We start from the raw sequence: 24,650 nt of genomic DNA on the forward strand, positions 1-24,650 counted from the left end.
CATATTGTGGCACTATAACGAAAAGGGTATTTACCCTCTAGCGACAAGGCTTTAGATTGCGTGACTATTACTTTCGATTTAGAAGCAAATTGCTTATTTACTAAGCAAGATAGAGAGAAGTGAAGTTAATTACCTGTTTAAGGTGTAGTAATTAAAATTGAAGGAATATCAATATTACCCATAAACTTAATAAAATCAATTAAGGCGTGAAATGCCCTTGCGTACATCCCCCGGTAATATACCAAAACGTTTACGAAACGCGACGGAAAAATGAGCCGGCGTGTACCCAACATAGTAGGCAACACTTGATATAGATTCCCCTTCATTTAACAACATATTATATGCGGTTTGTAAGCGATATTCTTGTAGCCAACCATAAACAGAATTACCAAATAATTGACGAAAACCTTGAGTGAGTTTTCGTGTATTTAATCCCACCCGTGCCGCTAATATTTCAAGTTTCGGTGGTGTTTCCATTTCAGCAATTAAAATCTCTTTCGCCTGTTTTAAGCTGTTTTTTTCACGCTGACTTAATGGTCGATTCGCAGGCTCTTGCGCATGACATAAATATTGCAAACTTAATGAAGCAAATTCGCACGCTTTACCAGAATAATAAAGTGGTTTTAAAGAGTCGTGAACTGGGTTTTGAAATAACTGCATGGTTAACGCCAAAAAAGTGTTATCCATAGTCAGATGATGCAACATGAGGGATTGATTTTGTTGCAGTATAGGAGGTAACAAAATATGTTGTTGCTCAAGCCACTGAGATGATAATTGCAATAATGTGTATCTTAGAGGATCGCCAGATTTAAATTGATTCAATAAAGAATAGCGTTCAACACTATTAGCAATAAAAATACTCGGTGTCACTATCTCTATTTTCTGCCCATTCACACTTTCACTAATCACACTTCCACTATGAACAGCCACTAAATTAAAGCCAGCTTGATAAGTCTCTTCAATCTGCAGATCTTCCGTGGTTTCCAATACACCTTGGCGCAATAGAATTTGGTCTTGAAAGCGATATTCTTCAACCTGCTGATGCTTAGGTTGATAACCAATGTATGAATAGAATGAAGAGTGTTGAGACATAATAGAAAGATATCGGCAGAGTAAATAATCACCTATGTTGTCAAACATTCAACGAAATAGCAATCATTATCATTTATGTCGAATAGCCTATTTTAAAGACAGGGTGCTTGTACCACAAATCTAACAACTTGAAGAAAAATTGGGGGGAGAAAACCTCCCCCACCAAACTATTTATTGCACATCAAAATAGCTTGAACTACAGTGCTTCCATCACTAATGTTAAGAGAACATAATCGTTCACCTACAATCATTGTGAAAGAAAGAACGGTCGCACAAATAACAGTAATTCCAAATAAGGTTATTTTAGTCAATTTTATTGACTCCTTTGTGAAAAGGAGACAGAATCAAGTTGTTGAGGTTTGAGTCTGTCCCCGGATTTTATGAGAATAAAATTCGGGGCTTTTCTCTTTCTGGCTCTTGCAAAATGCTTGAACCAAAATGATCCAAGCACCCACCAATATAGTAACAGAAATTTCTCTATCCCCTATACCTTATCAGTGGCAAATTACAAATTTAATCAAGTTAAAACAATATATTAGCTGATTACGTAAAATGATTTACTATTGACTCAAACGCCAAAAAAAGACAAAATAAATTCGCTAAAACAAAGAAATTAACTTGTTTTATTTTCTTGACTCCTTACTTGAAAAAAAGATCCGCACCCACCTCTTTGTTTTGCAATCGCCCCAAATAAATTTATTTGGGGCTTTCTTTTTTCCGTGAAATTTTCTTTTTTTAAATAGCGATAAAAAAACAAAAAATCCCGAATACAAGTTTCCTCATATTCGGGATCATTATTACGGCAACAAATAAACTTAAGCTTTATTTATCTTTTTATGCATTTCTTGAACTGAAATAACACTCGCCGTCGGATCTGCCGTTAATGATAGTGTTGTTGCAAATCCGCCATTTAACGTCGTGTCATAATGGACTTTATATCTTAATGCACTACGACGAATAATTTTAGAATCTTCAATGGCTTGACGACCCGATGTGGTATTAACAATATAGTCATATTCACCATTTTTAATTCTATCTTCAATATGTGGTCGACCTTCATGCACTTTATTGACTAAACGTGGGTTTATTCCCGCCTCACCTAATACAATGGCTGTACCATGTGTAGCATCTAATTCAAATCCACTTTTCAACAATTTAGTGGCCAAATCAACAACTCGTTTTTTATCACCTTCACGCACAGAAAGAAGTGCTCTACCTTTTTTCTTCATGGTAGAACTGCTGCCTAACATCGCCTTAGCAAAAGCTTGTGCAAAGGTTGCACCAACTCCCATCACTTCACCTGTTGAACGCATCTCAGGCCCTAAAATCGGATCAACACCAGCAAACTTATTGAAAGGTAAAACTACTTCTTTTACTGAGTAATAAGGGGGAATAACTTCTTTTGTTACCCCCTGCTCTTCAAGAGTTTGGCCAATCATGACACGTGCGGCGACTTTTGCTAATGGCACACCTGTAGCTTTTGACACAAAAGGTACAGTACGAGCAGCGCGAGGATTGACTTCGATGAGATAAACATCATCACCTTTTACCGCGAATTGTGCATTCATTAACCCTTTTACACCTAATTCAAAAGCAAGTTCACGAACTTGTTTGCGCATCACATCTTGAATTTCTGTGCTTAGGGTATAAGCAGGCAATGAACAAGCGGAGTCACCAGAGTGAACACCCGCTTGTTCGATATGCTCCATAATGCCGCCAATCACGACTTGTTTACCGTCACAAATTGCATCAATGTCGACTTCAATCGCATCATCAAGAAAACGGTCTAATAATACAGGGGCATCGTTTGACACACTGACGGCGGTTTGGAAATAGCGACGTAAATCGACTTCATCATAAACAATTTCCATGGCACGCCCACCAAGGACATAAGAAGGACGAACCACCAGCGGATAACCAATCAATTGTGCTTTTTCTACGGCTTCTTCTAAAGCGGTCACCGTGGCATTTTCAGGCTGTTTTAGCCCTAATTTATCAACCGCTTTTTGGAAACGCTCACGATCTTCTGCTTTATCAATAGCGTCTGGGGTTGTACCAATCACAGGCACACCTTCGGCTTCTAGTGCTCTTGCTAATTTTAGTGGGGTTTGCCCACCATATTGCACGATAACCCCTTTGGGTTTTTCGATACGCACAATTTCAAGCACATCTTCTAATGTGACTGGTTCAAAATAGAGTCTGTCAGAAGTGTCATAATCCGTTGAAACCGTTTCAGGATTACAGTTCACCATAATGGTTTCATAACCGTCTTCACGTAACGCAAGCGCCGCATGAACACAGCAATAATCAAATTCAATCCCTTGACCTATACGATTAGGTCCACCGCCTAAGATCATTACTTTCGGTTTATCTTGATGTGGATTTGCCTCACACTCTTCTTCATAAGTCGAGTACATATAAGCCGTATCAGTCGCAAATTCTGCCGCACACGTATCAACACGTTTATAGACAGGATGTAGCTGATATTGCTCTCGTAATTGGCGAATAGCATGCTCTTTTACGTTAAGTATTTTAGCTAAACGTGCATCAGCAAAACCTTTACGTTTTAACTGACGTAAAAAATTAGCACTCAACCCTTCGATACCGATTTCATTGGCTTTTTCTTCAAGACGAACAATTTCTTCAATTTGCACTAAGAACCAGCGATCAATATTGGTGAGATTAAAAACACCATCAACGGATAATCCAGCACGGAAAGCATCTGCGATATACCAAATTCGGTCAGAACCCGCTTCTTTTAGTTCTCGACGAATTTTCGTTAAAGCTTCGGGATCATCTAAATCAACTTTAGGATCAAAGCCAGTAGCCCCAACTTCAAGACCTCGTAACGCTTTTTGCATAGATTCCTGTAGCGTTCTACCAATTGCCATCACTTCACCAACAGATTTCATTTGTGTGGTTAATCTGTCGTTTGTTCCTGCAAATTTTTCAAAGTTAAAGCGAGGAATTTTTGTCACAACATAGTCTATTGAAGGCTCGAAAGAAGCAGGTGTTCTTCCTCCTGTGATATCATTCATCAGTTCATCAAGGGTATAACCTACCGCTAATTTTGCGGCAACTTTTGCAATTGGAAAGCCTGTTGCTTTGGATGCCAAGGCAGAAGAGCGAGATACTCGAGGGTTCATTTCAATAACAATCAAACGCCCTGTTTTAGGATCAACGGCAAACTGAACGTTAGAGCCACCCGTTTCAACACCTATCTCACGTAATACCGCCATCGAGGCATTACGCATAATTTGATATTCTTTATCGGTAAGTGTTTGTGCTGGTGCAACTGTGATGGAGTCACCCGTGTGGATCCCCATGGCATCGAAGTTTTCGATAGAGCAGACGATAATGCAGTTGTCGTTTTTATCACGCACCACTTCCATTTCATACTCTTTCCAGCCAATCAGAGACTCATCAATTAATAATTCATTTGTTGGTGATAAATCTAAACCTCGAATACAAATTTCTTCAAACTCTTCACGATTATAGGCAATACCACCACCGGTTCCCCCCATCGTGAATGAAGGACGAATAATACAAGGAAAACCAACCTGTTGTGCAACCGCAAACGCTTCATCAAGGTTATGTGCAATACCTGAACGTGCTGTATCTAAGCCAATTTTTTTCATCGCTTTATCAAAGCGTTGCCTATCTTCTGCTTTATCAATTGCATCAGCGGTTGCACCAATCATGGTAACACCAAACTCAGCTAAAACACCTTGGCGCTCTAATTCTAAAGCGCAGTTCAGTGCTGTTTGCCCGCCCATTGTCGGTAATACGGCATCAGGACGTTCTTTTTCAATAATCTTTCTCACAACTTGCCAATGAATAGGCTCAATGTACGTTGCATCAGCCATTTCAGGATCGGTCATAATGGTTGCAGGATTTGAATTTACCAAAACAACTCGATATCCCTCTTCACGTAGAGCTTTACATGCTTGAGCGCCTGAATAGTCAAATTCACACGCTTGTCCGATTACGATCGGCCCGGCACCTAAAATCAGGATTGTTTTGATATCTGTTCTTTTAGCCATTTTCTTTCGCTCCTGATTTATTTTGTTGTTACTGATTGCAGGTTTTGACGATATTGCGCGATAAGTTCGATAAAGTGATCAAAAAGAGGTGCGGCATCATGTGGCCCAGGGCTGGCTTCTGGATGGCCTTGAAAACTGAACGCAGGTTTATCTGTGCGATGAATGCCTTGCAAAGAACCATCAAATAGAGACTTATGTGTCACACGTAAATTGGCAGGAAGTGAAGTTTCATCAACGGCAAATCCATGATTCTGTGCAGTGATCATCACGGTGTTTTTATCTAAATCTTTTACAGGATGGTTACCACCATGATGCCCAAATTTCATTTTTATGGTTTTTGCACCACTGGCTAACGCTAAAAGCTGATGACCTAAACAGATACCAAAGAGAGGAATATCGGTTGTTAAAAACGTTTGAATGGCGTTAATGGCATATTCACAGGGCTCTGGATCCCCGGGTCCATTTGAAAGAAAAATACCATCAGGTGAAAGTGCTAAAACATCTTGCGCTGGCGTTTGTGCTGGCACAATGGTAACTCGACATCCTCTATCCACCAACATACGTAAAATATTACGTTTCACACCAAAATCATATGCCACAATATGCAATGGCAATTCATTCGCTGATTTATCTTTGGGTAATTCACTCTCTAGTGTCCAACTTCCTTGAGTCCACTGATAAGGTTGTTTAACAGTTACTGTTTTGGCTAAATCCATTCCTTTTAAACCCGGAAATGATTTAGCCTTTTCGAGCGCAACATGGGTATCTAGGCAATCCCCTGCGATAATACAGCCATTTTGTGCGCCTTTTTCTCTCAATAAGCGCGTTAGCTTGCGTGTATCAATATCTGCAATCGCAACAATATTATGGCGTTTAAGATAATCAGATAATGTTTCTTGTGCACGATAGTTGCTCATCACTAATGGCAAATCACGAATAATTAAGCCTTGAGCATGGATGGTTTCTGATTCTTCATCTGAATGATTAACGCCGGTGTTGCCAATGTGGGGATAGGTGAGAGTAACAATTTGTTGGGAGTAAGACGGGTCGGTTAGTATTTCTTGATAACCAGTCATTGAAGTATTAAAAACGACTTCACCGATGGCGGCGCCTTCTGCGCCAATCGACTTGCCGTGGAATTCGGTCCCATCTTCTAGAACCAGTATAGCTGATTTAATCAAAACGCCCTCCAGAGAATAATAAATCACATTTCATGCATATTAATTCAGATTTAAGACTCTAAATCAATGCCAAAAACATAAAATTGGGCAAATTTTTGGCAAATTGGGCGCATTCTAAAGATCGAATAGGCAGATGTCTAGAAAAAACACCTTTTTAATTAAAAAAATATCAATCATTAGCAATTTAATCAACCAAGTGACAATTAACACAACAATTCTTACAGATTTAACCGTTTGCTTACTAAGATAATTTAAAAATGAGATTTTAAAAGGAAATGCTGCTGGATTTAGTCTACTTTTAGAAAAAAACAGCAAAAAATAAGAGATAAACAATATAAATAAGAAGGAATGTAGAAAAAAATAACCAATAAAAGAAAAAACTCACAGTTAAAAAAATAACCATGAGTTTTTAATTAGTTATAAAAACAAATAAATCACAAATCCTCTAAAGAAAGCACATCTTTCATATTATAAAGGCCTGATTTTTTTGAATCTAACCAAATAGCTGCCTTTACTGCACCATTAGCAAACGTCATTCGGCTAGAAGCCTTGTGACTTATCTCGACTCTTTCGCCAATATCTGCAAAAATCGCAGTGTGTTCACCCACAATATCACCCGCACGAATAGTAGCAAAACCAATACTTTGAGGATCACGCTCTCCCGTATGCCCCACTCGCTCATAAACAGCACACTTTTTAAGGTCACGACCTAATGCATCTGCAATAGATTCACCCATTGCTAATGCAGTACCTGATGGCGCATCAACCTTATGGCGGTGGTGCGCTTCTACAATTTCAATATCACTGTAAGATCCCATCACTTTAGCGGCTTTTTCAAGTAATTTAAGCACTAAATTAACGCCAACACTAAAGTTGGCTGCAAACACAATAGGGATAATTTTTGACGCATTATCTATGGCTTTCTTGCCTTCATCATCAAAGCCTGTCGTACCGATAATCATGCCTTTTTGTTGTTCTACACAAAATTCAATATGTGAAAGCGTGCCTTCTGGGCGTGTAAAATCAATTAACACATCAAATGCATTAGCTTGTGCTAATAAATTATCGGTTACCGTGACACCTATATGACCAATGCCAGCCAACTCACCCGCATCTGAGCCAATCAATGAAGAATTTGTACGCTCAAAAGCAGCACCTAGCACAGTTCCTTCTTGTTGAGAAATTGCCTGAATTAATTGGCGTCCCATGCGTCCACCTGCACCCACAACAGCAAGACGAAGTTCTTTTACAGACATAACTAAATTTCTCCTTAACAATGCTTATGATCTCTATTTATTGTTTACAGATTAGCGAGGTCATTCGTTTGATGCCAGCATTTAACGTTCCAGATAAGAAAAACACACCAAACAGGACTAATTATCAGTAAAAGAGATGAACAGCATGATTATTCATTTAACTTTAGGTATAAAAAAAGCAGAGATTTAAACTCTGCTTTTAAAAATTATGCTTTCTAGATGCCTTATTCGATAACTTTATAATCGAGTCGAAGTTCTTTAGGCACTTCAAAAACAATATTTTCTTCACGCCCTGATAATTCGATCACTTCATCAGCACCAAAGCTCTTTAGACGTTCTAACACCTGCTGTACTAAAATATCAGGCGCAGAAGCTCCCGCAGTCACTCCAACAATATTAACATTAGTCACCCATGACTCATCAATATCTTCAAAGCTATCGATAAGATAAGAAGGTTTCCCTGCACGCTGAGCCAGTTCTGCTAATCGGTTTGAATTTGATGAGTTCTTAGAGCCAACCACAAAAACAACATCTGCTTTTTCAGCAAGTTCTCTTGCTGCTTCTTGGCGATTGGTTGTTGCATAGCAAATATCGTCTTTACGAGGTCCAATAATTTTGGGAAAACGTGCATTTAAAGCATCAATAACTTCAGATGTATCATCTACAGAAAGTGTCGTTTGGGTCATAAAACAAAGATTATCTTCATCTTTGACTTTTAATTTCCAAACATCAGCAGGTGACTCAACTAAATACATCCCCCCTTCAGGGTTATTGTATTGCCCCATAGTACCTTCAACTTCGGGATGTCCTGCATGACCGATTAGAATTGCTTCTTTACCTTTACGGCTAGCTCTAGCCACTTCCATATGAACTTTAGTCACTAATGGGCAAGTTGCATCATAAAGCATCGTTAAATTACGCGAACGAGCTTCTTGACGAATAGCTTGAGAAACACCATGAGCCGAAAAAATTAAAATCGCGTTATCGGGCACTTCTGAAATTTCTTCAATAAAGATAGCGCCACGTTCACGTAAGTCGTTAACTACATAGCGGTTATGAACCACTTCATGACGAACATAAATAGGTGCGCCATAGATTTCCAGAGCGCGGTCAACAATGCTGATAGCTCGGTCAACACCCGCACAAAAGCCTCGTGGGTTAGCCAGCAGTATTTGCATGTGTTGTTTCCTCCTCAGGATTGATGCTGACAACTTCAATATCAAATGTCACTTCTTCTGACGCTAACGGGTGATTAAAATCAACCGTGACAGAATCTTCAGTGACATTTTTTACAATGCCCGGCATTTCACTGCCATTCATTGCTGTAAATAGCATGATAGTGCCGGCTTCTGGCACTCCAGACTCTGCAAAATCAGAAGGCATAAAGTATTGGATCAAGTCAGGATTATATTTACCAAAAAGATGTTCACCCGCAAGTGTAAACGTTTTTTTATCTCCCGTTGATAGTCCCAATAATTCAGCTTCTAAGGCTGGTGATAAGCTTTCATCACCTAAACGAAAAAGGGCGGGTTTACCATGTGCTTGCGTAGATTCAGCAACAGAGCCATCGGCTAATTTTAAAGTGAAATTCAGCAATACCGCACTGTTGTTGAGTACCTGCATAACCATACTAATACCTTCTATTAAGCGTAACCCCCGCCATAAGGCAGGGGTTATTTTAGTTAACTCATTGTCTGATTACTTTTGCTTTTTTGCATCTTGCGGACTGACATTTTTATCAGGGAAAAAGCTTTCAATGATAATAAGTCCAGCACCAATACAAATACCCATATCAGCAATATTAAAAGTGGGCCAATGCCAATCTCCGACATAAACATCAAGGAAATCGATAACAAACCCGTGGATCAGACGATCAGAAAGATTACCCAATGCTCCGCCAATAATAAGCGCATAAGCAATGTTACTTAGTTTGGCATTCGCTTTATTTTTATACATCATTACTAATAAAGTAATACAAATTGCTAATGCAATCAGTGCAAAAAACCAACGTTGCCATCCCCCTTTATCCGCTAAAAAGCTAAAGGCAGCACCATAGTTATGTGCGTAAGTGAAGCTGAAAAAAGGCATCACGGCAACAGATTCATACAGACGAAATGTCTGCATGAAATACTGTTTTGTACCTAAATCCAACACCACTACAGCGACGGCCAGCCATAGCCAGCGTAAACCTGTAGAGCAAAGTGTTTTCTTCATTAATTAAGCAAACTTACGTTCTTCACCGTTACCGGCTACGTTAGTAACACAGCGTCCGCATAATTCAGCGTGTTCCGCTACTTGACCGATATCTGTCGCATAATGCCAGCAACGAGGGCATTTTTCGCCATCTGCTTTGTTAAAGGCGATTTTTAAACCCGCCATATCAGAGGCTAATGCTGTTTCTGGTGCTTCATTAATATCAGCGACTGTCGCTTGAGATGTTAATAAAACAAAACGTAGCTCATTACCTAATGCATTTAATTTATCTGCTAAAGCTTTATCTGCATACAGTGTGACTGATGCTTCTAAAGAGCCACGCAGTTGTTTATCTGTACGTGCTTGCTCTAACACCTTATTAACTTCACCACGAACAGCCAATAATTCAGCCCAGTAATCATCATTTAAGGTTTCTGATGCATCTAAACCAAATAAATCGGTATACCACTCTTCAGTTAAGACGTATTTTGCACGCTCACCTGGTAGTTCATTCCAGATCTCATCAGCAGTGAATGACATAACTGGCGCCATCCAACGAACTAATGCTTCACTGATATGGAATAATGCTGTTTGGCAACTACGACGAGCAACGCTATCGCTTTTCGCGGTATATTGTCTGTCTTTTATGATATCTAGGTAGAAAGAACCCATTTCCACTGAACAGAACTGCATTAAGCGCTGAATAACGTTATGGAAATCGTAATTCTCATAATGTTTTAGGATATCCGCTTGCGCTGCTTTCGCACGGCCTACTGCCCAGCGATCAAGTGTCACCATCTCTTCTGGCTTAACTTGATGTTTTACAGGATCAAAACCGTTTAAGTTTGCTAAGAAGAAGCGCGCAGTATTACGAATACGACGATAAGTATCCGCAGAACGTTTTAAGATTTCATCAGATACGGCGATTTCACCTGTGTAGTCTGTTGATGCAACCCATAAACGTAAGATATCAGCACCCAGTTTATCCATCACATCCTGTGGACTTACTGTGTTACCAATAGATTTAGACATTTTACGGCCTTGTCCATCTACGGTAAAACCATGTGTTAATACTTGGCGGTAAGGTGCTTTGCCTTTAATTGCCGTTGAGATCATCAAAGAAGACATAAACCAACCACGATGTTGGTCAGAGCCTTCTAAATACATATCAGCTGAATTACCATGGAATTCTGGGCGAGCATCAACCACGGTTGAGTGTGTTGATCCTGAATCAAACCATACATCCAGCGTATCTGGCGTTTTCATGTAATCGTCAGCTTCATCACCCAGCACTTCACGAATATCTAAATCCCACCATGCTTGAATACCACTAACCTCAACACGTTTTGCTACTTCTTCCATCAACTCTAAAGTACGTGGATGTGGCTCCTGTGTCTCTTTATGAACAAACAGAGACATTGGAGTACCCCAAGTACGCTGACGTGAAATACACCAGTCGGGACGGTTTTCAACCATTGACTCAATTCGTGCTTGGCCCCAATCAGGGATCCATTTAACGCCCTTGATCTCTTTTAATGATTGTTGACGTAATCCGTTTTTATCCATGCCAATAAACCATTGTGGTGTTGCACGGAAAATAACAGGGGTTTTATGTCTCCAACAGCAGGGATAGCTGTGCTGCAATGTTTCGTGATGTAACAGAGCGCCTTTTTCTTTTAGCAATTCAACGATGACATCGTTCGCTTTAAAAACAAAAACGCCATCTAATGTTGGATAAGTACCTGGTAAATAACAGCCATTTGGCCCAACTGGGTTTGCAACTTCTAAACCGTATTTTTGACCAACCACAAAGTCGTCAGGACCGTGACCTGGTGCAGTATGCACCGCGCCTGTACCTGCTTCTAAAGTAACGTGATCACCTAAAATGGCAGGAACATCAAAGCCCATAAATGGATGATTAAAGCGTAGCAGTTCTAAATCTGTACCTTTACATTCACCTAAAACAGCCCAGCCAGTTACGCCAATACGTTTCATCACGTATTCAACAAGATCAGCAGCTAAAATCACACACTCATCATTAAATGAAACCAAAGCATAATTAAATTCTGCATTTAATGCGATAGCGCGGTTAGCAGGTAATGTCCAAGGTGTTGTTGTCCAGATAACCAAAGAAATTGGTTTATCTGTTGCTGAACCAAATTTAGCAGCAACGGCTTTTGGATCTACGGCGGTGAAACGCACATCAATAGAAGGTGATGTTTTGTCGTAATATTCAACTTCAGCTTCTGCCAGTGATGAACCACACGCAGTACACCAATGAACAGGTTTAGCCCCTTTTAACAGATGACCATTTGCGATAATACGCGCTAATGCACGGATAGTATTCGCTTCAGTTTTATAGTCCATTGTAAGATAAGGTTTTTCCCAATCCCCAAGAACACCTAAACGAATAAAATCTTTTTTCTGTGCTTCGATTTGCTCGTAAGCGTATTTACGACATTCCTCGCGGAATTGTGCTGCCGATATTTTCTCTCCTGGTTTACCTACGATTTGTTCAACTTTTAGTTCGATAGGTAATCCGTGACAATCCCATCCTGGAATGTACGGAGAGTCAAAACCTGACAACCCTTTGGATTTAATAATAATATCTTTGAGAATTTTGTTTACTGAGTGACCAATATGAATATTGCCGTTAGCGTATGGAGGGCCATCATGCAAAATAAATGTTTTTTTACCACTTTTAGCCTGACGAATAGCTTGATACAAACCTTCTTTGTACCAACGTGATAACATCTCTGGCTCGCGCTTTGCTAAATCCCCGCGCATAGGGAACCCTGTTTCTGGTAAGTTCAGGGTATTTTTATAGTCACTCATTCGATTCTCAGTTCCAATTTTCCGCTAGTTTATGACTCCGACCGCTGCGATAAAAAATCCCTAGCAGTAGCCACATCATCTGCGATTTGCTGCTTCAATGCATCCAATGATGCAAATCGCTGTTCATTACGCAATTTCTTTCGTAACACAACATCAATACAACGTCCATATAAATCCATATTAACGTCGATTAAATGAACTTCTAATTGTACGCCTTTTCCTTTTACAGTCGGGCGACTTCCGATATTTGCCACACCCTGCAAAGGTAATTGATTATCTGATAAATAGACATCAACGGCATAAACGCCTTTCACAGGTGCAACTAAGCGCTTCATTGGAATATTGGCTGTCGGAAAACCAATAGTTCTACCCAATTCATTACCATGAACAACTCGTCCACAAACACTGTAAGGGTGTCCAAGGAGTGATTCAGCAAGAACTAAATCATCATTGAGTAACGCTTCTCGTACTGCGGTGCTACTGATACGTAATCCTTTATCGCAATAACTTTCTGTATTTGCGACCTCAAATCCATACCGAACGCCAGCTTGTTGTAAAAAATGGAAATCACCTTCACGATTTTTGCCAAAGCGAAAGTCATCACCAATAGCAAGAAATTTCACCCCTAACTTATCGACCAGTAGAGATGAAACAAACTCCTCGGGTGTTTGTGCCGCAAATTGTTTATCAAATTTGACACACAAAAGGTAGTCAATACCGCATTCAGCCAAATACTTAATCTTATCTCGTAAACGAGTCAGACGTGCTGGTGCCTTTTCTGGTAAAAAAAACTCAAGCGGCTGAGGCTCAAAAGTCATCACGACCGTGGGTAACCCTCGCTGTGAGGCTTCTTGCTTCAAGTGTTTCAATAATGCCTGATGGCCTCGATGGACACCATCAAAATTCCCAATTGTCAGAACGCAACCATGATGTAGCGCTCTAATATTCTGTATACCGCGAATTAGCTCCATAACTGGCTCAATACCGTGGAAATTATTGGATTATACCTTGTCAAAGGCTTGAGAGTAACCCAATATATCAATGTTTATTGATGAGTAATATCTCGACGAGTCGATTCACTATTATTCTTAAATGTGATTACTCACATTAAACAAAAATGGACTATCACTCACTTCTTGGTTATAAAATCGCATAAAATCAATCGTAGATCCTATTAGAATCTATTATTTATTACTCATATACACGATTTTGATGATTTTTTCACTCAAAAGACTGTATTCTACCCGTCTTAACTGATAAAATCTTGCGCCATCACAACGAAACAAGTGTCGCGTACAACGACGCTAATTTTGTATAAATCCATTGACAAACTTAGGTTGAAAAGGCATATTCCTTCACCTTTGTATTTGTCCTCGCTAGAATATATTTGGGAGTTGGAACTTGGCTAATATCAAATCAGCTAAGAAACGTGCGGTTCAGTCTGAAAAGCGTCGTCAGCACAACGCAAGCCGTCGTTCTATGATGCGTACTTACATTAAAAAAGTATACGCAGCAGTTGCTTCAGGTGATAAAGAAGCAGCACAAAAAGCATTTAATGACATGCAACCAATTGTTGACCGTCAGGCAACTAAAGGCTTAATTCACAAGAATAAAGCTGCACGTCATAAAGCTAATCTGCAAGCACAAATCAAAGCAATGTAATATTGCTTTCTTGTGTTATAAAAAACCGGCTTATGCCGGTTTTTTGTTTTCTACTTTTTAACCGTAAATCACTTATGAATTTACAACACTCTTCTTGTTCCCATTAAAAAGCTCTGAAAAATCAGTATTACAAACGCGTTGAACGGCTGGGTGTTGGATCATCCGCTCTGCAAAAATCGCATAATACTCTTCTTTTACAGTATCAAGTTTCCCAATTTCTTCAATATTACTATGAGCAAAAGTTTCATCGGTATACAGTGAAGGGGCTACAAAAATAGCATTATAATTTAATCCGAATGCTTTCATTAATGCCGCATCATCAAACTCCCCCAATATTTCCACTTGCAGATTTTTATTACGTATCCACGTTAACAAATGGCGACCTAACATATATCGACGACCAGGAATGAGTAATTTTCGCTCTTCTAAACATTCAGGAAAGGGTTTTTCAGGAAGTGGATGGCTGCAAAAGAAACTCATATTACATTCACCGAGTTTTACAGAAAACAGACCTTCTTGTTGTGAAGAATCCACAGGGCAATCTGATAAAATCATATCCAGCTTATGCTGGCTTAATTGCTCTAATAGTAATTCATGCGTTGATTCAAAACAGCGCAGATGGATTTGCTCATGATCAATCACAGCCGTTTCTAATACGCGACTGACTAATTGTTTAGATAATGCATCAGCAACTCCGACATCAAACAACAAGTTCGATTCACGACTATAGTTGACGATATCCAGCATCTCTTGGCTTAGCATAAACATTTTATCGGCATAACGGAAAATAAGTTGCCCCAATTCTGAAGGCACTAACCCCCTTCCTTGGCGTTTAAACAACTTACCACCCAACCTTTCTTCTAATGCTTTAATTTGCCCTGTAATTGTCTGAGGTGTCAGATACAGAGCTTCTGCTGCACCTACAACAGAGCCTTCTTTACACACATGCCAAAAATAATAAAGATGGTTAAAATTGAGATGTGACACCCGCATAGTTATCTTCCTTTCAACTTCTGTGCCTTAGACACAGACTATGTAATAACGCATTAGTTTGCGATTGGCTTTCCTTGCATCCAATCCTCATAAAAACACCTACGGCACAATACACTGTATTGCACCGTAGATTTAAATATATAGCTCGGTATTTATTGTGTTGAGAAACTCAAATCCGTAATAAATTTCCTTATATTGGCTTCGTTTTTGACTTCGGTAAAACAGAACGAAGCAACAAATATCCCACAACTGCAGCTACCGTTGAACCTACTAAAATACCAAGCTTAGAGTAGGTGTTATAAGCTTCACTTGCACCATCAAATGCTAATCCTGCGATAAAGATAGACATAGTAAAACCGATACCACAGAGCACAGATACTGCAAATATTTGCTTAAGATTAATCGCATCTGGTAATTTTGCAATGCCTAGTTTTACCGAAACCCAACTAAAGAGAAAAATTCCAATCGGCTTACCTAAAAATAGGCCTAATGCGATACCTAATGGCAATGCTGATAATATGCCATCTAACGTCACACCATTTAAGGAAACTCCTGCATTACTAAATGCAAATAGTGGCAAAATTAAATAGGCAACCCAAGGATGTAACACATGCTCTAATTCTTCAGAAGGTGAATCACCTTCTTTATTTCTTAATGGGATAATGAATCCGACAATGACACCCGCAATAGTGGCATGAATGCCCGATTTTAAAATACACACCCACAAAATAAATCCAAGAACTAAATAAGCGGCTGTATTGCCAACTTTACGCCAATTCATTATCCCCAGAGCAATAACAATCAACCCAGCCAAAGCCAATGGCATCAGTGCAATACTCTTTGAATAAAAGAGTGCGATAATCACAATAACGCCTAAGTCATCGATAATCGCCAAGGCTAATAAGAAAACCTTTAATTCAACAGGGACACGTTTACCTAATAACGCCATCACCCCCAATGCAAATGCAATATCTGTTGCTGCTGGAATTGCCCAACCTTGTTGCCCAACAGCATCAGCATGATTAAACATAAGATAAACCAATGCAGGAGCTAACATACCGCCTACAGCAGCAATTGCAGGGAAAATAGCTCTATCACGTTGAGCTAAAGAGCCTTCTTTTAATTCACGCTTAACTTCTAATCCAACCACTAAAAAGAAAATGGCCATTAAGGCATCATTTACCCAAAGCAGTAATGGCTTATCAAGTTCGAATGCACCAAACTTGATCATAATAGGAATAGATAAAAACTCATTATACAAAGCACTTAGAGGTGTATTCGCCATAATCAATGCGATAATAGCAGCAATAATCAGAAGAATACCGCCTGATGCCTCTAATCTCAAAAACTGTCTAATAATTGCCGTCATAATATTAACCTCAAAATCACTAATCTTGTTAATAATATGCTAACCATGGATTCGTAAAAAACAGTTTATTTATGGATAATAACTCGCTTTTTTCGAGTTAAATAAGAAATATTAAGAAAAACAAGATAGATACTCGAGATTAATCAACATTATTTCTTAATAGAAAAAGAAAACGATAATTGAATAATAAAATTACAACAATTTGATAAATATGCCATTTTTTAACTTATTAGTAAAAACAAACATCTAATTCAATAAACAACGTCAACCAATAAAATAGATCAAACATACTAATTTTTAATTATCACAAAATAATATTATTTTTAACTTTTTCATTTATAGCATTCTCAGATTATGAGGAAAAAGAAAATGTTATATATTTCACTATTTACCCATTGTGTTATGGTTTTATAAAAATAATTTTTGCTTTAGTACAAAGGCCTCTATCAATATGTCGATTATCGTTTTTATTGCCGTGCTATTTGCCGCTGTCTTCCATGCATGTTGGAATGCATTAGTCAAAGTAGGCAGTGATCGATTTTTGGGGATCTCGTTACTTACATTTTTTTCAGGTATTGTGACAATCCCTGCTCTGTTTTGGATTGGACTACCCGAACTAGGGGCATGGAAATGGCTTATTCTTTCCGTCCTATTTCATATTGGTTACACTCTTTCTTTAAGCCGATGTTATACCTTGGCAGATTTTAATCAGGTCTATCCGATTTCTCGTGGTAGTGCGCCATTAATGACTGCTGTTCTTAGCTTTTTTCTTTTTCATGAAACACTTCCTGTTACTGGCTTAATCGGCATTTTATTGATTATTTTGGGTATTATCCTTATTTCACGTAGCAGAAAAATAGCGACGTTTAATTTACGTAAAGATGCACTCTTTTTTGCGCTCCTTACTGCATTATTTACCGCAAGTTATACCCTTTCTGATGGTAATGGCTCCCGAGTGGGAGAAACACCTTTTGCTTATATTTTATGGCTCTTCTTTTTAAATGGTATCGCAATGTATTTACTGGCATGGCTTCGTTATCGCCAGCACTTAAAAGCAAAAATAAAAGATTATTGGAAGCCCGCGTTTTTAGGTGGGATCATGCAATTAGTCAGTTATGGCATTGTGATATGGGCGATGAGTCATGCTTCTATTGTGCTTGTAGCAGCATTAAGAGAAACCAGCGTACTATTTGCTATGGTCTTATCTGTTTATTTGCTAAAAGAACAGTTTAACCGTAAACAATTATTAGCCTGTTTAGTCATTTTAGCGGGTATTGTCGCCATCAAAATGGGGTGATCTTGAGCCATCATATTCAAATAAAAAGGCCTGATGATAAATACTGTCATCAGGCCTTTTTGAAAGGGGGGTAATAAAAATTATTTCGTTAAATCATCAAAGAATTTTTTTACACCATCTAGAAAACTTTTAGAGCGCGGTGTATTTTTCTCACCACTTTTACCACCAAATGATTCACCAAGTTGTTCCATTAACTCTTTTTGTTTCTCATTGAGTTTAACAGGGGTTTCAACAACAACACGGCACATCAAATCACCGACAGTGCTACTGCGTACAGACTTGACACCTTTACCTTTCATACGGAACATTTTGCCCGTTTGAGTTTCTGCTGGGATTTTAAGTTTTACACGGCCATCCAGTGTAGGAACTTCAATTTCGCCCCCCAAAGCAGCAATCGCAAAGTTAATCGGAACTTCGCAATAAAGGTTATTACCATCGCGCTCAAATATATGATGTTGGCGAACATGAACCTGTACATATAAATCGCCTGCTGGTGCACCATTTTCGCCCGCTTCACCTTCACCACTTAAGCGGATCCGATCACCCGTATCAACGCCAGCTGGAATTTTAACAGACAGTGTTTTATAACGCTCAACACGACCATCACCATGACATTTAGAGCAAGGCTCTTTAATCACTTTACCGCGACCATGGCACGTTGGACATGCTTGCTGTACAGTGAAGAAACCTTGACGTAAATGAACCTGACCCGCACCATGACAGGTAGAGCATGTTTCTGCCGAAGTACCTTCTTTAGCACCACTACCATGGCATTTATCACAAGTTTCTAATGTCGGTATACGAATTTCTTTAGTCACACCACGAACCGCTTCTTCAAGCGTTAAGTCCATGTTGTATTGTAAGTCAGAACCTCGTGATGCACGTTGTTGACGGCGACCACCACCAAAAATATCACCAAAAACATCACCGAAAATATCACCAAAGTCAGCGCCACCACCAAAACCGCCACCACCTTGACCACCAAATCCGCCTTGCTCAAAGGCTGCATGACCATATTGATCGTAAGCTGCACGTTTTTGCGCATCACTTAAGACTTCATAGGCTTCTTTGATTTCTTTAAATTTTGATTCTGACTCTTTATCCCCCTGATTACGGTCTGGGTGATATTTCATTGCTAAACGCTTATATGCACGTTTAATTTCTTTTTCATCGGCGTTTTTGCTTAAACCGAGAACTTCGTAAAAATCTCTTTTTGCCATTCTAGATTACCCTTGACATAAGCACACGGGCGTAGAGTTTCCTCGACGCCCGTGTTCGGTATCAGTAACTATTCACAAGTGAGTTACCGTGGCCCGTTAAGGGCATTATTTCTTATCTTTGCCGTCAACTTCTTCAAATTCTGCATCGACAACATCATCATCTTTCTTCGCACTTGCATCTGCGCCAGCAGCATTACCTGCAGCGCCAGCCTGTGCTTGTTGTTGTGCGATTTCTAACAGTTTTTCAGAAGCTTCTACTAATGCTTTAATTTTTGCTTCAATAGCGTCTTTATCTTCGCCTTTAGACGCAATTTCTAATTCACTTACCGCTTTTTCGATAGCTTCTTTATCGTTCGCTGGTAATTTATCACCTGCTTCTTCAATTTGTTTACGAGTACCGTGAACTAATTGGTCAGCTTGGTTACGAGTTTGCACTAATTCTTCAAATTTACGGTCTGATTCTGCGTTGGCTTCTGCATCACGTACCATTTTTTGGATTTCTTCTTCATTTAAACCAGAAGAAGCTTTAATTGTGATATTTTGCTCGCGACCACTGTTTTTATCTTTAGCTGATACATGCAAAATACCATCAGCATCGATATCAAAAGTAACTTCGATTTGTGGCATACCGCGTGGCGCAGCCTGAATACCATCTAAGTTAAATTGACCCAGTGATTTGTTATCACTAGCACGTTTACGTTCACCTTGTAATACGTGAATAGTTACTGCAGATTGGTTATCTTCTGCGGTAGAGAACACTTGGCTATGTTTAGTTGGGATTGTGGTATTTTTTGCAATCAGAGATGTCATTACACCACCCATTGTTTCGATACCTAAAGACAGTGGAGTTACGTCAAGTAACAGAACGTCTTTAACATCCCCCGCTAATACACCACCTTGAACAGCAGCCCCCATTGCAACCGCTTCATCTGGGTTAACGTCTTTACGTGGTTCTTTACCGAAGAAATCAGCAACAGTCTTCTGGACCATTGGCATACGAGTTTGACCACCAACCAGGATAACGTCGTTAACTTCGCTTACTTTCAGGCCAGCATCTTCTAAAGCAACACGTACTGGTTCCATTGAACGCTTAACTAAATCTTCAACTAAAGATTCCAATTTTGCACGAGTTACTTTGATATTTAAGTGCTTAGGACCTGTTGCATCAGCAGTAACGTATGGCAAGTTAACATCTGTTTGTTGTGCTGAAGATAATTCAATTTTCGCTTTTTCAGCCGCTTCTTTCAGACGTTGCATTGCTAATGGATCGTTACGTAGATCAATGCCTTGTTCTTTTTTAAATTCATCAACTAAGTAGTTAATTAAACGACTATCGAAGTCTTCACCACCTAAGTGAGTATCACCATTGGTTGACAGAACTTCATAGGTTTTTTCGCCATCTACTTCATCGATTTCGATGATAGAGATATCGAATGTACCACCACCTAAGTCATAAACTGCGATAGTACGGTTACCGACTTCACGGTCTAAACCATAAGCCAGAGCAGCCGCAGTTGGTTCGTTAATAATACGTTTAACTTCAAGACCTGCGATACGACCTGCATCTTTAGTTGCTTGACGTTGCGCATCGTTAAAGTAAGCAGGAACAGTAATAACTGCTTCAGTAACTGCTTCACCTAAATAGTCTTCTGCTGTTTTCTTCATTTTTTTCAGGACTTCAGCAGATACTTGTGGTGGAGCCATTTTATCGTTACGAGCTTCAATCCAAGCATCACCATTATCAGCCTTAACAATTTTGTAAGGCATGATAGCAACGTCACGTTGAACTTCTTCATCTTCAAAACGACGGCCAATTAAACGTTTGATGGCAAATAAAGTATTTTGTGGGTTAGTCACAGCCTGACGTTTTGCTGGCTGACCAACTAAGATTTCACCATCTTGTGCATATGCAACGATTGAAGGAGTAGTACGATCGCCCTCACTGTTTTCAATAACCCGGGCAGTTTTGCCATCCATTACAGCAACACAAGAGTTAGTTGTACCCAGGTCAATACCAATAATTTTACCCATTTAAACGCCTCCAAAGAGAATTCTTTATCAATTTGACTACCAATCTATATGAGGATGAATATTCATTTTTCAAGTCAAAAATTAATAGACTTAACAACATCATCTCAAAGCGGATATAAAATCAACGCAACTCAATAGTGGTAATTGCAGTTGAAAAGAAGATGGGGTCATAAATACATTCATCAAGGGGAATCATAAAAAAAAATGCAAAAAATGCGAAAAAATTAGATCGGGAAAGACTTAATAAATTAAAAATCAATTTTTATCAAATAGTTACATGAAACATAAATAACATCATGGCGAATTAATGCACAAATTTTAAGATTTAACCGAAAATATAGACGTAACTAATTGAAAATTAATATTTTTTAATAAAAAAAGAAAAGAAGATTGAATAGAATGAGGTTATTTTTGTACTACCTGATTACAGCATGAATTCCAATCATTCATACAAATAGTTCGAATAACCTCTTAAATTATTTATGCAGAAGTAGGACGACGGGCTGATTTTGGTCTAAATGCTGTAACAATATCTTCGTTTGTTTCAATGTAAGGGCCATCTAACAACTGGATACAATAAGGCACACTCGCAAAAATACCACTAACAATCACGTTACCTTCGCTGTCTTTTAATCCTTCTAGCGTTTCTGCAATCGCTTTAGGTTGTCCAGGTAAGTTTAAAATTAATGCTTGGTTACGAATAACACCAACTTGCCGAGATAAAATCGCAGTGGGTACAAATTTCAAACTAATTTGGCGCATTTGTTCACCAAAACCAGGCATTTCTCTATCTGCAATGGCCATTGTCGCATCAGGAGTAACATCACGGCGTGCAGGACCCGTTCCTCCCGTTGTTAGCACTAAATGGCAACCTGATTCATCAACAAGTTCACAAAGAGTTTGCTCAATCATCAATTGCTCATCTGGGATCAAACGAGATTCGATATGAAAAGGCGTTGTTAACGCAGTTTTTAGCCAAGCCTCTAAAGCGGGTAAGCCTTTATCTTCATAAACCCCACTTGATGCACGATCAGAAACAGAAACTAACCCTATGCGTAATTCGTTCATATCAACCTCAATTAATCAATGACCATCTAACTTGCGCGCAGATATTACCATGAGAACACAAGAGAATTAAAAATAATCTCAATATATTAATGATGTTTAATATTTGATTATTGAGAACGGATAATAAAAATTGATAACAATCTATTTTTTATTTATCGCTAACTAAAATAGAAAAAGGGAGCATAAGCTCCCTCTCTTTAATCTTGAATAATATTAATTAATATTACTCATCAATATATTTAACCATATAAGATGCTGCTAAACTTTTTGCTTCCGCTAATTGTGCCGCATTTAATGCGCGAGCGGTACGTTTTAGCATTGCTTCATCACCATCACCATTTTCAACAGCAACAGTAAACCATGCATAAGCTTCTTTCAGGTCACGTTTAACGCCTTTACCGTAGTAATAATTTAACGCGAGGTTGTTTTGCGCAAGACCATTACCTTGAATAGCTGATTTTCTGTACCATTCAACGGCTTTACGTGCATCTTTAGCCACGCCATCACCTTCATCGTACATCACACCCAAGTTATTTTGTGCGTCACGATTACCTTGGTTTGCAGCCTTCGTATACCAGAAAACAGCTTTAGCACCGTTACGTTCTACACCTTCACCGTCGTCATAAGAGACAGCAAGATTATATTGTGCATCAGAATGGCCTTGTTCTGCTGCTTTTGTATACCAAACAACCGCTTTTTCATGATCTTGTGCTACACCGATACCTTCATCATAAGAGATACCGAGATTATATTGCGCATCACTATCACCTTGCTCACCGGCTTTAGTGTACCAATACACGGCTTTCTCATGATCTTGCTCTACACCATCACCATCATCATAAGAAACAGCAAGGTTGTATTGCGCTAAAGAAACGCCTTGAACCGCAGCTTTATTATACCAATAAACCGCTTTTTCTGCATCGCGATCAATATCATCGCTCATGTCATACATAAGTGCTAAGTTTAACTGTGCTTCAGCATGACCTTGCTCTGCGGCTTTGGTATACCATTCCAATGCCTTTTGTGCATCTTGTTCCACACCTTCGCCATTCTCATATTTTACGCCCAATTGATATTGAGACGCTGAATTTCCACCTTCAGCACTTTTTTCAATTGCAGGTAAAGAGAAAGCGGTTTTGCTTTCTGCCATTGCAGCGCCACCGAAAAATAACGATGCAAGTACCGTTGCCAAGACAATCTTTTTCATAATTCACCAATAATAAATAGAGTATTTTAATAATATATTTTTATAATTATTACTGGATAAATAATTTATTCCAATCAATTTAATCTTAAAATTTTCTTAAATGTTATTTTGAGAAGAAAAAAATGAAAATACCCACCTATAAAAGATGGGTATTTAAGATTTTTATAAGAATTTAACGACGAATTATAATAAATCCGCAATCATTTTCTCTAATTTTTCCTGATCGACAGCAAATTTACGAATACCGTCAGATAATTTATCTACTGCCATTGGGTCTGCATTATGCTCCCAATAGAATTGTGCTTCAGTGATAGCTTCTGGACGTGCTTTCACTTCACCTTTATAAGATAACTTATGTTCAACTTCACCTTCAGCTTCTGATAATTCTTTTAACAGTGCTGGTGCGATAGTTAAGCGGTCACAACCGGCTAATTCTAAAATTTCACCCATATTACGGAAGCTTGCGCCCATAACAACAGTGTTATAACCATGTTGTTTGTAATAGTTGTAGATTTCAGTCACAGAAATAACACCTGGATCTTCAGCAGGTGCAAATTCTTTTTTATCTGTATTAGCTTTATACCAATCCATGATACGACCAACGAATGGAGAAATCAGATAAACACCCGCTTCAGCACATGCACGAGCTTGAGCAAAAGAGAACAATAAAGTCAGGTTACAGTTGATACCTTCTTTTTCTAATTGCTCTGCAGCGCGAATACCCTGCCAAGTAGATGCTAATTTGATAAGAATACGGTCGTTACTAATACCTGCATCGTTATAAAGCTTCATTAAGTGACGCGCTTTTTCGATACATGCTTGAGTATCATAAGATAGGCGAGCATCCACTTCTGTTGAAATACGGCCAGGGATCAGTTTTAAAATTTCTAAACCAATATTTACTGCCAGCTTGTCACAAGCATCAACGATTTGTTGTTCACGAGAATCGCTTTGTGAGCGTGCCCATTCAATCGCTTCATCAATTAATTTACGATATTCAGGAATTTGAGCTGCATTTAAAATTAAAGATGGGTTGGTAGTTGCGTCTTGAGGCTGATACAGTTTCATTGCTGCAATGTCGCCAGTGTCAGCAACAACTGTTGTCAGTTTACGCAAAGAAGTCAATTTGTTGGTCATTTTGTTTATCTCATCTACTAGGTAAATCTGTTTGCAGTCACCTGCGGATATCTATTGATAATAACA

General features: G+C 38.9%; 19 protein-coding genes. 2 read left to right on the forward strand and 17 right to left on the reverse strand.

Going from position 1 to position 24,650, the window contains the following annotated elements; translation table 11 throughout:
• Positions 1-195: 195 nt before the first annotated feature.
• The 10 genes from JEP40_RS01445 to ribF form a co-directional block, all read right to left on the reverse strand.
• A complete protein-coding gene (locus JEP40_RS01445; RefSeq protein WP_198622120.1) occupies positions 196-1,140 on the reverse strand; it encodes an AraC family transcriptional regulator in 945 nt (314 codons plus the stop codon).
• A gap of 119 nt (positions 1,141-1,259) precedes the next feature.
• A complete protein-coding gene (locus JEP40_RS01450) occupies positions 1,260-1,403 on the reverse strand; it encodes a Hok/Gef family protein (RefSeq protein ID WP_088493748.1) in 144 nt (47 codons plus the stop codon).
• A 504-nt stretch (positions 1,404-1,907) separates the two neighbouring features.
• Positions 1,908-5,135, reverse strand: coding sequence for a carbamoyl-phosphate synthase large subunit (carB, locus tag JEP40_RS01455; RefSeq protein ID WP_198622121.1), 3,228 nt, complete (start codon positions 5,133-5,135; stop codon positions 1,908-1,910).
• 17 nt (positions 5,136-5,152) lie between these two features.
• Complete coding sequence (carA, locus tag JEP40_RS01460; protein WP_198622122.1) at positions 5,153-6,316, reverse strand: glutamine-hydrolyzing carbamoyl-phosphate synthase small subunit; 1,164 nt, start codon at positions 6,314-6,316, stop codon at positions 5,153-5,155.
• A gap of 434 nt (positions 6,317-6,750) precedes the next feature.
• A complete protein-coding gene (dapB, locus tag JEP40_RS01465; RefSeq protein ID WP_198622123.1) occupies positions 6,751-7,572 on the reverse strand; it encodes a 4-hydroxy-tetrahydrodipicolinate reductase in 822 nt (273 codons plus the stop codon).
• A 224-nt stretch (positions 7,573-7,796) separates the two neighbouring features.
• Entirely contained in the window at positions 7,797-8,750 is a 954-nt protein-coding gene (gene ispH, locus JEP40_RS01470) for a 4-hydroxy-3-methylbut-2-enyl diphosphate reductase (RefSeq protein ID WP_109408056.1), read from the reverse strand.
• The gene (gene fkpB, locus JEP40_RS01475) at positions 8,731-9,201 is read right to left on the reverse strand and encodes an FKBP-type peptidyl-prolyl cis-trans isomerase (protein WP_072069463.1); all 471 of its coding nucleotides are present in this window, start codon (positions 9,199-9,201) and stop codon (positions 8,731-8,733) included. Before fkpB ends, ispH begins: the two co-directional genes overlap by 20 nt.
• Before the next feature lie 69 nt (positions 9,202-9,270).
• On the reverse strand, positions 9,271-9,786 hold the full coding sequence (gene lspA / locus JEP40_RS01480; protein ID WP_198622124.1) for a signal peptidase II: 516 nt from the start codon (positions 9,784-9,786) through the stop codon (positions 9,271-9,273).
• Positions 9,787-9,789: 3 nt separating this feature from the next.
• Positions 9,790-12,600: an isoleucine--tRNA ligase gene (gene ileS / locus JEP40_RS01485; RefSeq protein ID WP_198622125.1), complete on the reverse strand. Its 2,811-nt coding sequence runs from the start codon at positions 12,598-12,600 to the stop codon at positions 9,790-9,792.
• Between the two features lie 29 nt (positions 12,601-12,629).
• Positions 12,630-13,571: a bifunctional riboflavin kinase/FAD synthetase gene (gene ribF / locus JEP40_RS01490; protein ID WP_198622126.1), complete on the reverse strand. Its 942-nt coding sequence runs from the start codon at positions 13,569-13,571 to the stop codon at positions 12,630-12,632.
• A 430-nt stretch (positions 13,572-14,001) separates the two neighbouring features.
• On the opposite strand from ribF, the gene rpsT reads away from it, so the two are divergent.
• Entirely contained in the window at positions 14,002-14,262 is a 261-nt protein-coding gene (gene rpsT / locus JEP40_RS01495) for a 30S ribosomal protein S20 (protein WP_004248964.1), read from the forward strand.
• 72 nt (positions 14,263-14,334) lie between these two features.
• Here the strand turns inward: rpsT and nhaR are convergent, their stop codons facing one another.
• Together nhaR and nhaA are read right to left on the reverse strand one after the other, a co-directional pair.
• Positions 14,335-15,255 carry a transcriptional activator NhaR gene (gene nhaR / locus JEP40_RS01500; RefSeq protein WP_198622127.1) on the reverse strand — a complete coding sequence of 307 codons (921 nt, stop codon included), beginning with the start codon at positions 15,253-15,255 and terminating at the stop codon, positions 14,335-14,337.
• A gap of 190 nt (positions 15,256-15,445) precedes the next feature.
• Positions 15,446-16,624 carry a Na+/H+ antiporter NhaA gene (nhaA, locus tag JEP40_RS01505; RefSeq protein WP_198622128.1) on the reverse strand — a complete coding sequence of 393 codons (1,179 nt, stop codon included), beginning with the start codon at positions 16,622-16,624 and terminating at the stop codon, positions 15,446-15,448.
• Positions 16,625-17,075: 451 nt separating this feature from the next.
• Between nhaA and JEP40_RS01510 the strand changes: the two genes are divergently transcribed.
• On the forward strand, positions 17,076-17,921 hold the full coding sequence (locus JEP40_RS01510) for a DMT family transporter (protein WP_198622129.1): 846 nt from the start codon (positions 17,076-17,078) through the stop codon (positions 17,919-17,921).
• An 80-nt stretch (positions 17,922-18,001) separates the two neighbouring features.
• Here JEP40_RS01510 and dnaJ read toward each other — a convergent pair whose 3' ends face one another.
• The 5 genes from dnaJ to tal all read right to left on the reverse strand — a co-directional run bounded on the left by dnaJ (position 18,002) and on the right by tal (position 24,584).
• On the reverse strand, positions 18,002-19,141 hold the full coding sequence (gene dnaJ, locus JEP40_RS01515; protein WP_198622130.1) for a molecular chaperone DnaJ: 1,140 nt from the start codon (positions 19,139-19,141) through the stop codon (positions 18,002-18,004).
• 105 nt (positions 19,142-19,246) lie between these two features.
• A complete protein-coding gene (gene dnaK / locus JEP40_RS01520) occupies positions 19,247-21,172 on the reverse strand; it encodes a molecular chaperone DnaK (protein ID WP_115350510.1) in 1,926 nt (641 codons plus the stop codon).
• 480 nt (positions 21,173-21,652) lie between these two features.
• Positions 21,653-22,240 carry a molybdopterin adenylyltransferase gene (gene mog, locus JEP40_RS01525; RefSeq protein WP_198622131.1) on the reverse strand — a complete coding sequence of 196 codons (588 nt, stop codon included), beginning with the start codon at positions 22,238-22,240 and terminating at the stop codon, positions 21,653-21,655.
• 223 nt (positions 22,241-22,463) lie between these two features.
• A complete protein-coding gene (locus tag JEP40_RS01530; protein WP_198622132.1) occupies positions 22,464-23,447 on the reverse strand; it encodes an SEL1-like repeat protein in 984 nt (327 codons plus the stop codon).
• A 183-nt stretch (positions 23,448-23,630) separates the two neighbouring features.
• Positions 23,631-24,584 carry a transaldolase gene (tal, locus tag JEP40_RS01535; RefSeq protein WP_109371855.1) on the reverse strand — a complete coding sequence of 318 codons (954 nt, stop codon included), beginning with the start codon at positions 24,582-24,584 and terminating at the stop codon, positions 23,631-23,633.
• Positions 24,585-24,650: the final 66 nt, after the last annotated feature.

Origin of the sequence: Proteus vulgaris (assembly GCF_016239305.1) — a bacterium.
In the GTDB taxonomy this organism is placed as follows: Bacteria; Pseudomonadota; Gammaproteobacteria; order Enterobacterales; family Enterobacteriaceae; genus Proteus; species Proteus vulgaris_C.

Bases quoted from the DNA above. Each gene is read 5' to 3' on its own strand.
- JEP40_RS01445 (WP_198622120.1), bottom strand. From the start codon at position 1,140: ATGTTTGACAACATAGGTGATTATTTACTCTGCCGATATCTTTCTATT.
- carB (WP_198622121.1), bottom strand. From the start codon at position 5,135: ATGGCTAAAAGAACAGATATCAAAACAATCCTGATTTTAGGTGCCGGG.
- dapB (WP_198622123.1), bottom strand. From the start codon at position 7,572: ATGTCTGTAAAAGAACTTCGTCTTGCTGTTGTGGGTGCAGGTGGACGC.
- ispH (WP_109408056.1), bottom strand. From the start codon at position 8,750: ATGCAAATACTGCTGGCTAACCCACGAGGCTTTTGTGCGGGTGTTGAC.
- fkpB (WP_072069463.1), bottom strand. From the start codon at position 9,201: ATGGTTATGCAGGTACTCAACAACAGTGCGGTATTGCTGAATTTCACT.
- lspA (WP_198622124.1), bottom strand. From the start codon at position 9,786: ATGAAGAAAACACTTTGCTCTACAGGTTTACGCTGGCTATGGCTGGCC.
- ileS (WP_198622125.1), bottom strand. From the start codon at position 12,600: ATGAGTGACTATAAAAATACCCTGAACTTACCAGAAACAGGGTTCCCT.
- ribF (WP_198622126.1), bottom strand. From the start codon at position 13,571: ATGGAGCTAATTCGCGGTATACAGAATATTAGAGCGCTACATCATGGT.
- nhaR (WP_198622127.1), bottom strand. From the start codon at position 15,255: ATGCGGGTGTCACATCTCAATTTTAACCATCTTTATTATTTTTGGCAT.
- nhaA (WP_198622128.1), bottom strand. From the start codon at position 16,624: ATGACGGCAATTATTAGACAGTTTTTGAGATTAGAGGCATCAGGCGGT.
- JEP40_RS01510 (WP_198622129.1), top strand. From the start codon at position 17,076: ATGTCGATTATCGTTTTTATTGCCGTGCTATTTGCCGCTGTCTTCCAT.
- dnaJ (WP_198622130.1), bottom strand. From the start codon at position 19,141: ATGGCAAAAAGAGATTTTTACGAAGTTCTCGGTTTAAGCAAAAACGCC.
- dnaK (WP_115350510.1), bottom strand. From the start codon at position 21,172: ATGGGTAAAATTATTGGTATTGACCTGGGTACAACTAACTCTTGTGTT.
- mog (WP_198622131.1), bottom strand. From the start codon at position 22,240: ATGAACGAATTACGCATAGGGTTAGTTTCTGTTTCTGATCGTGCATCA.
- JEP40_RS01530 (WP_198622132.1), bottom strand. From the start codon at position 23,447: ATGAAAAAGATTGTCTTGGCAACGGTACTTGCATCGTTATTTTTCGGT.
- tal (WP_109371855.1), bottom strand. From the start codon at position 24,584: ATGACCAACAAATTGACTTCTTTGCGTAAACTGACAACAGTTGTTGCT.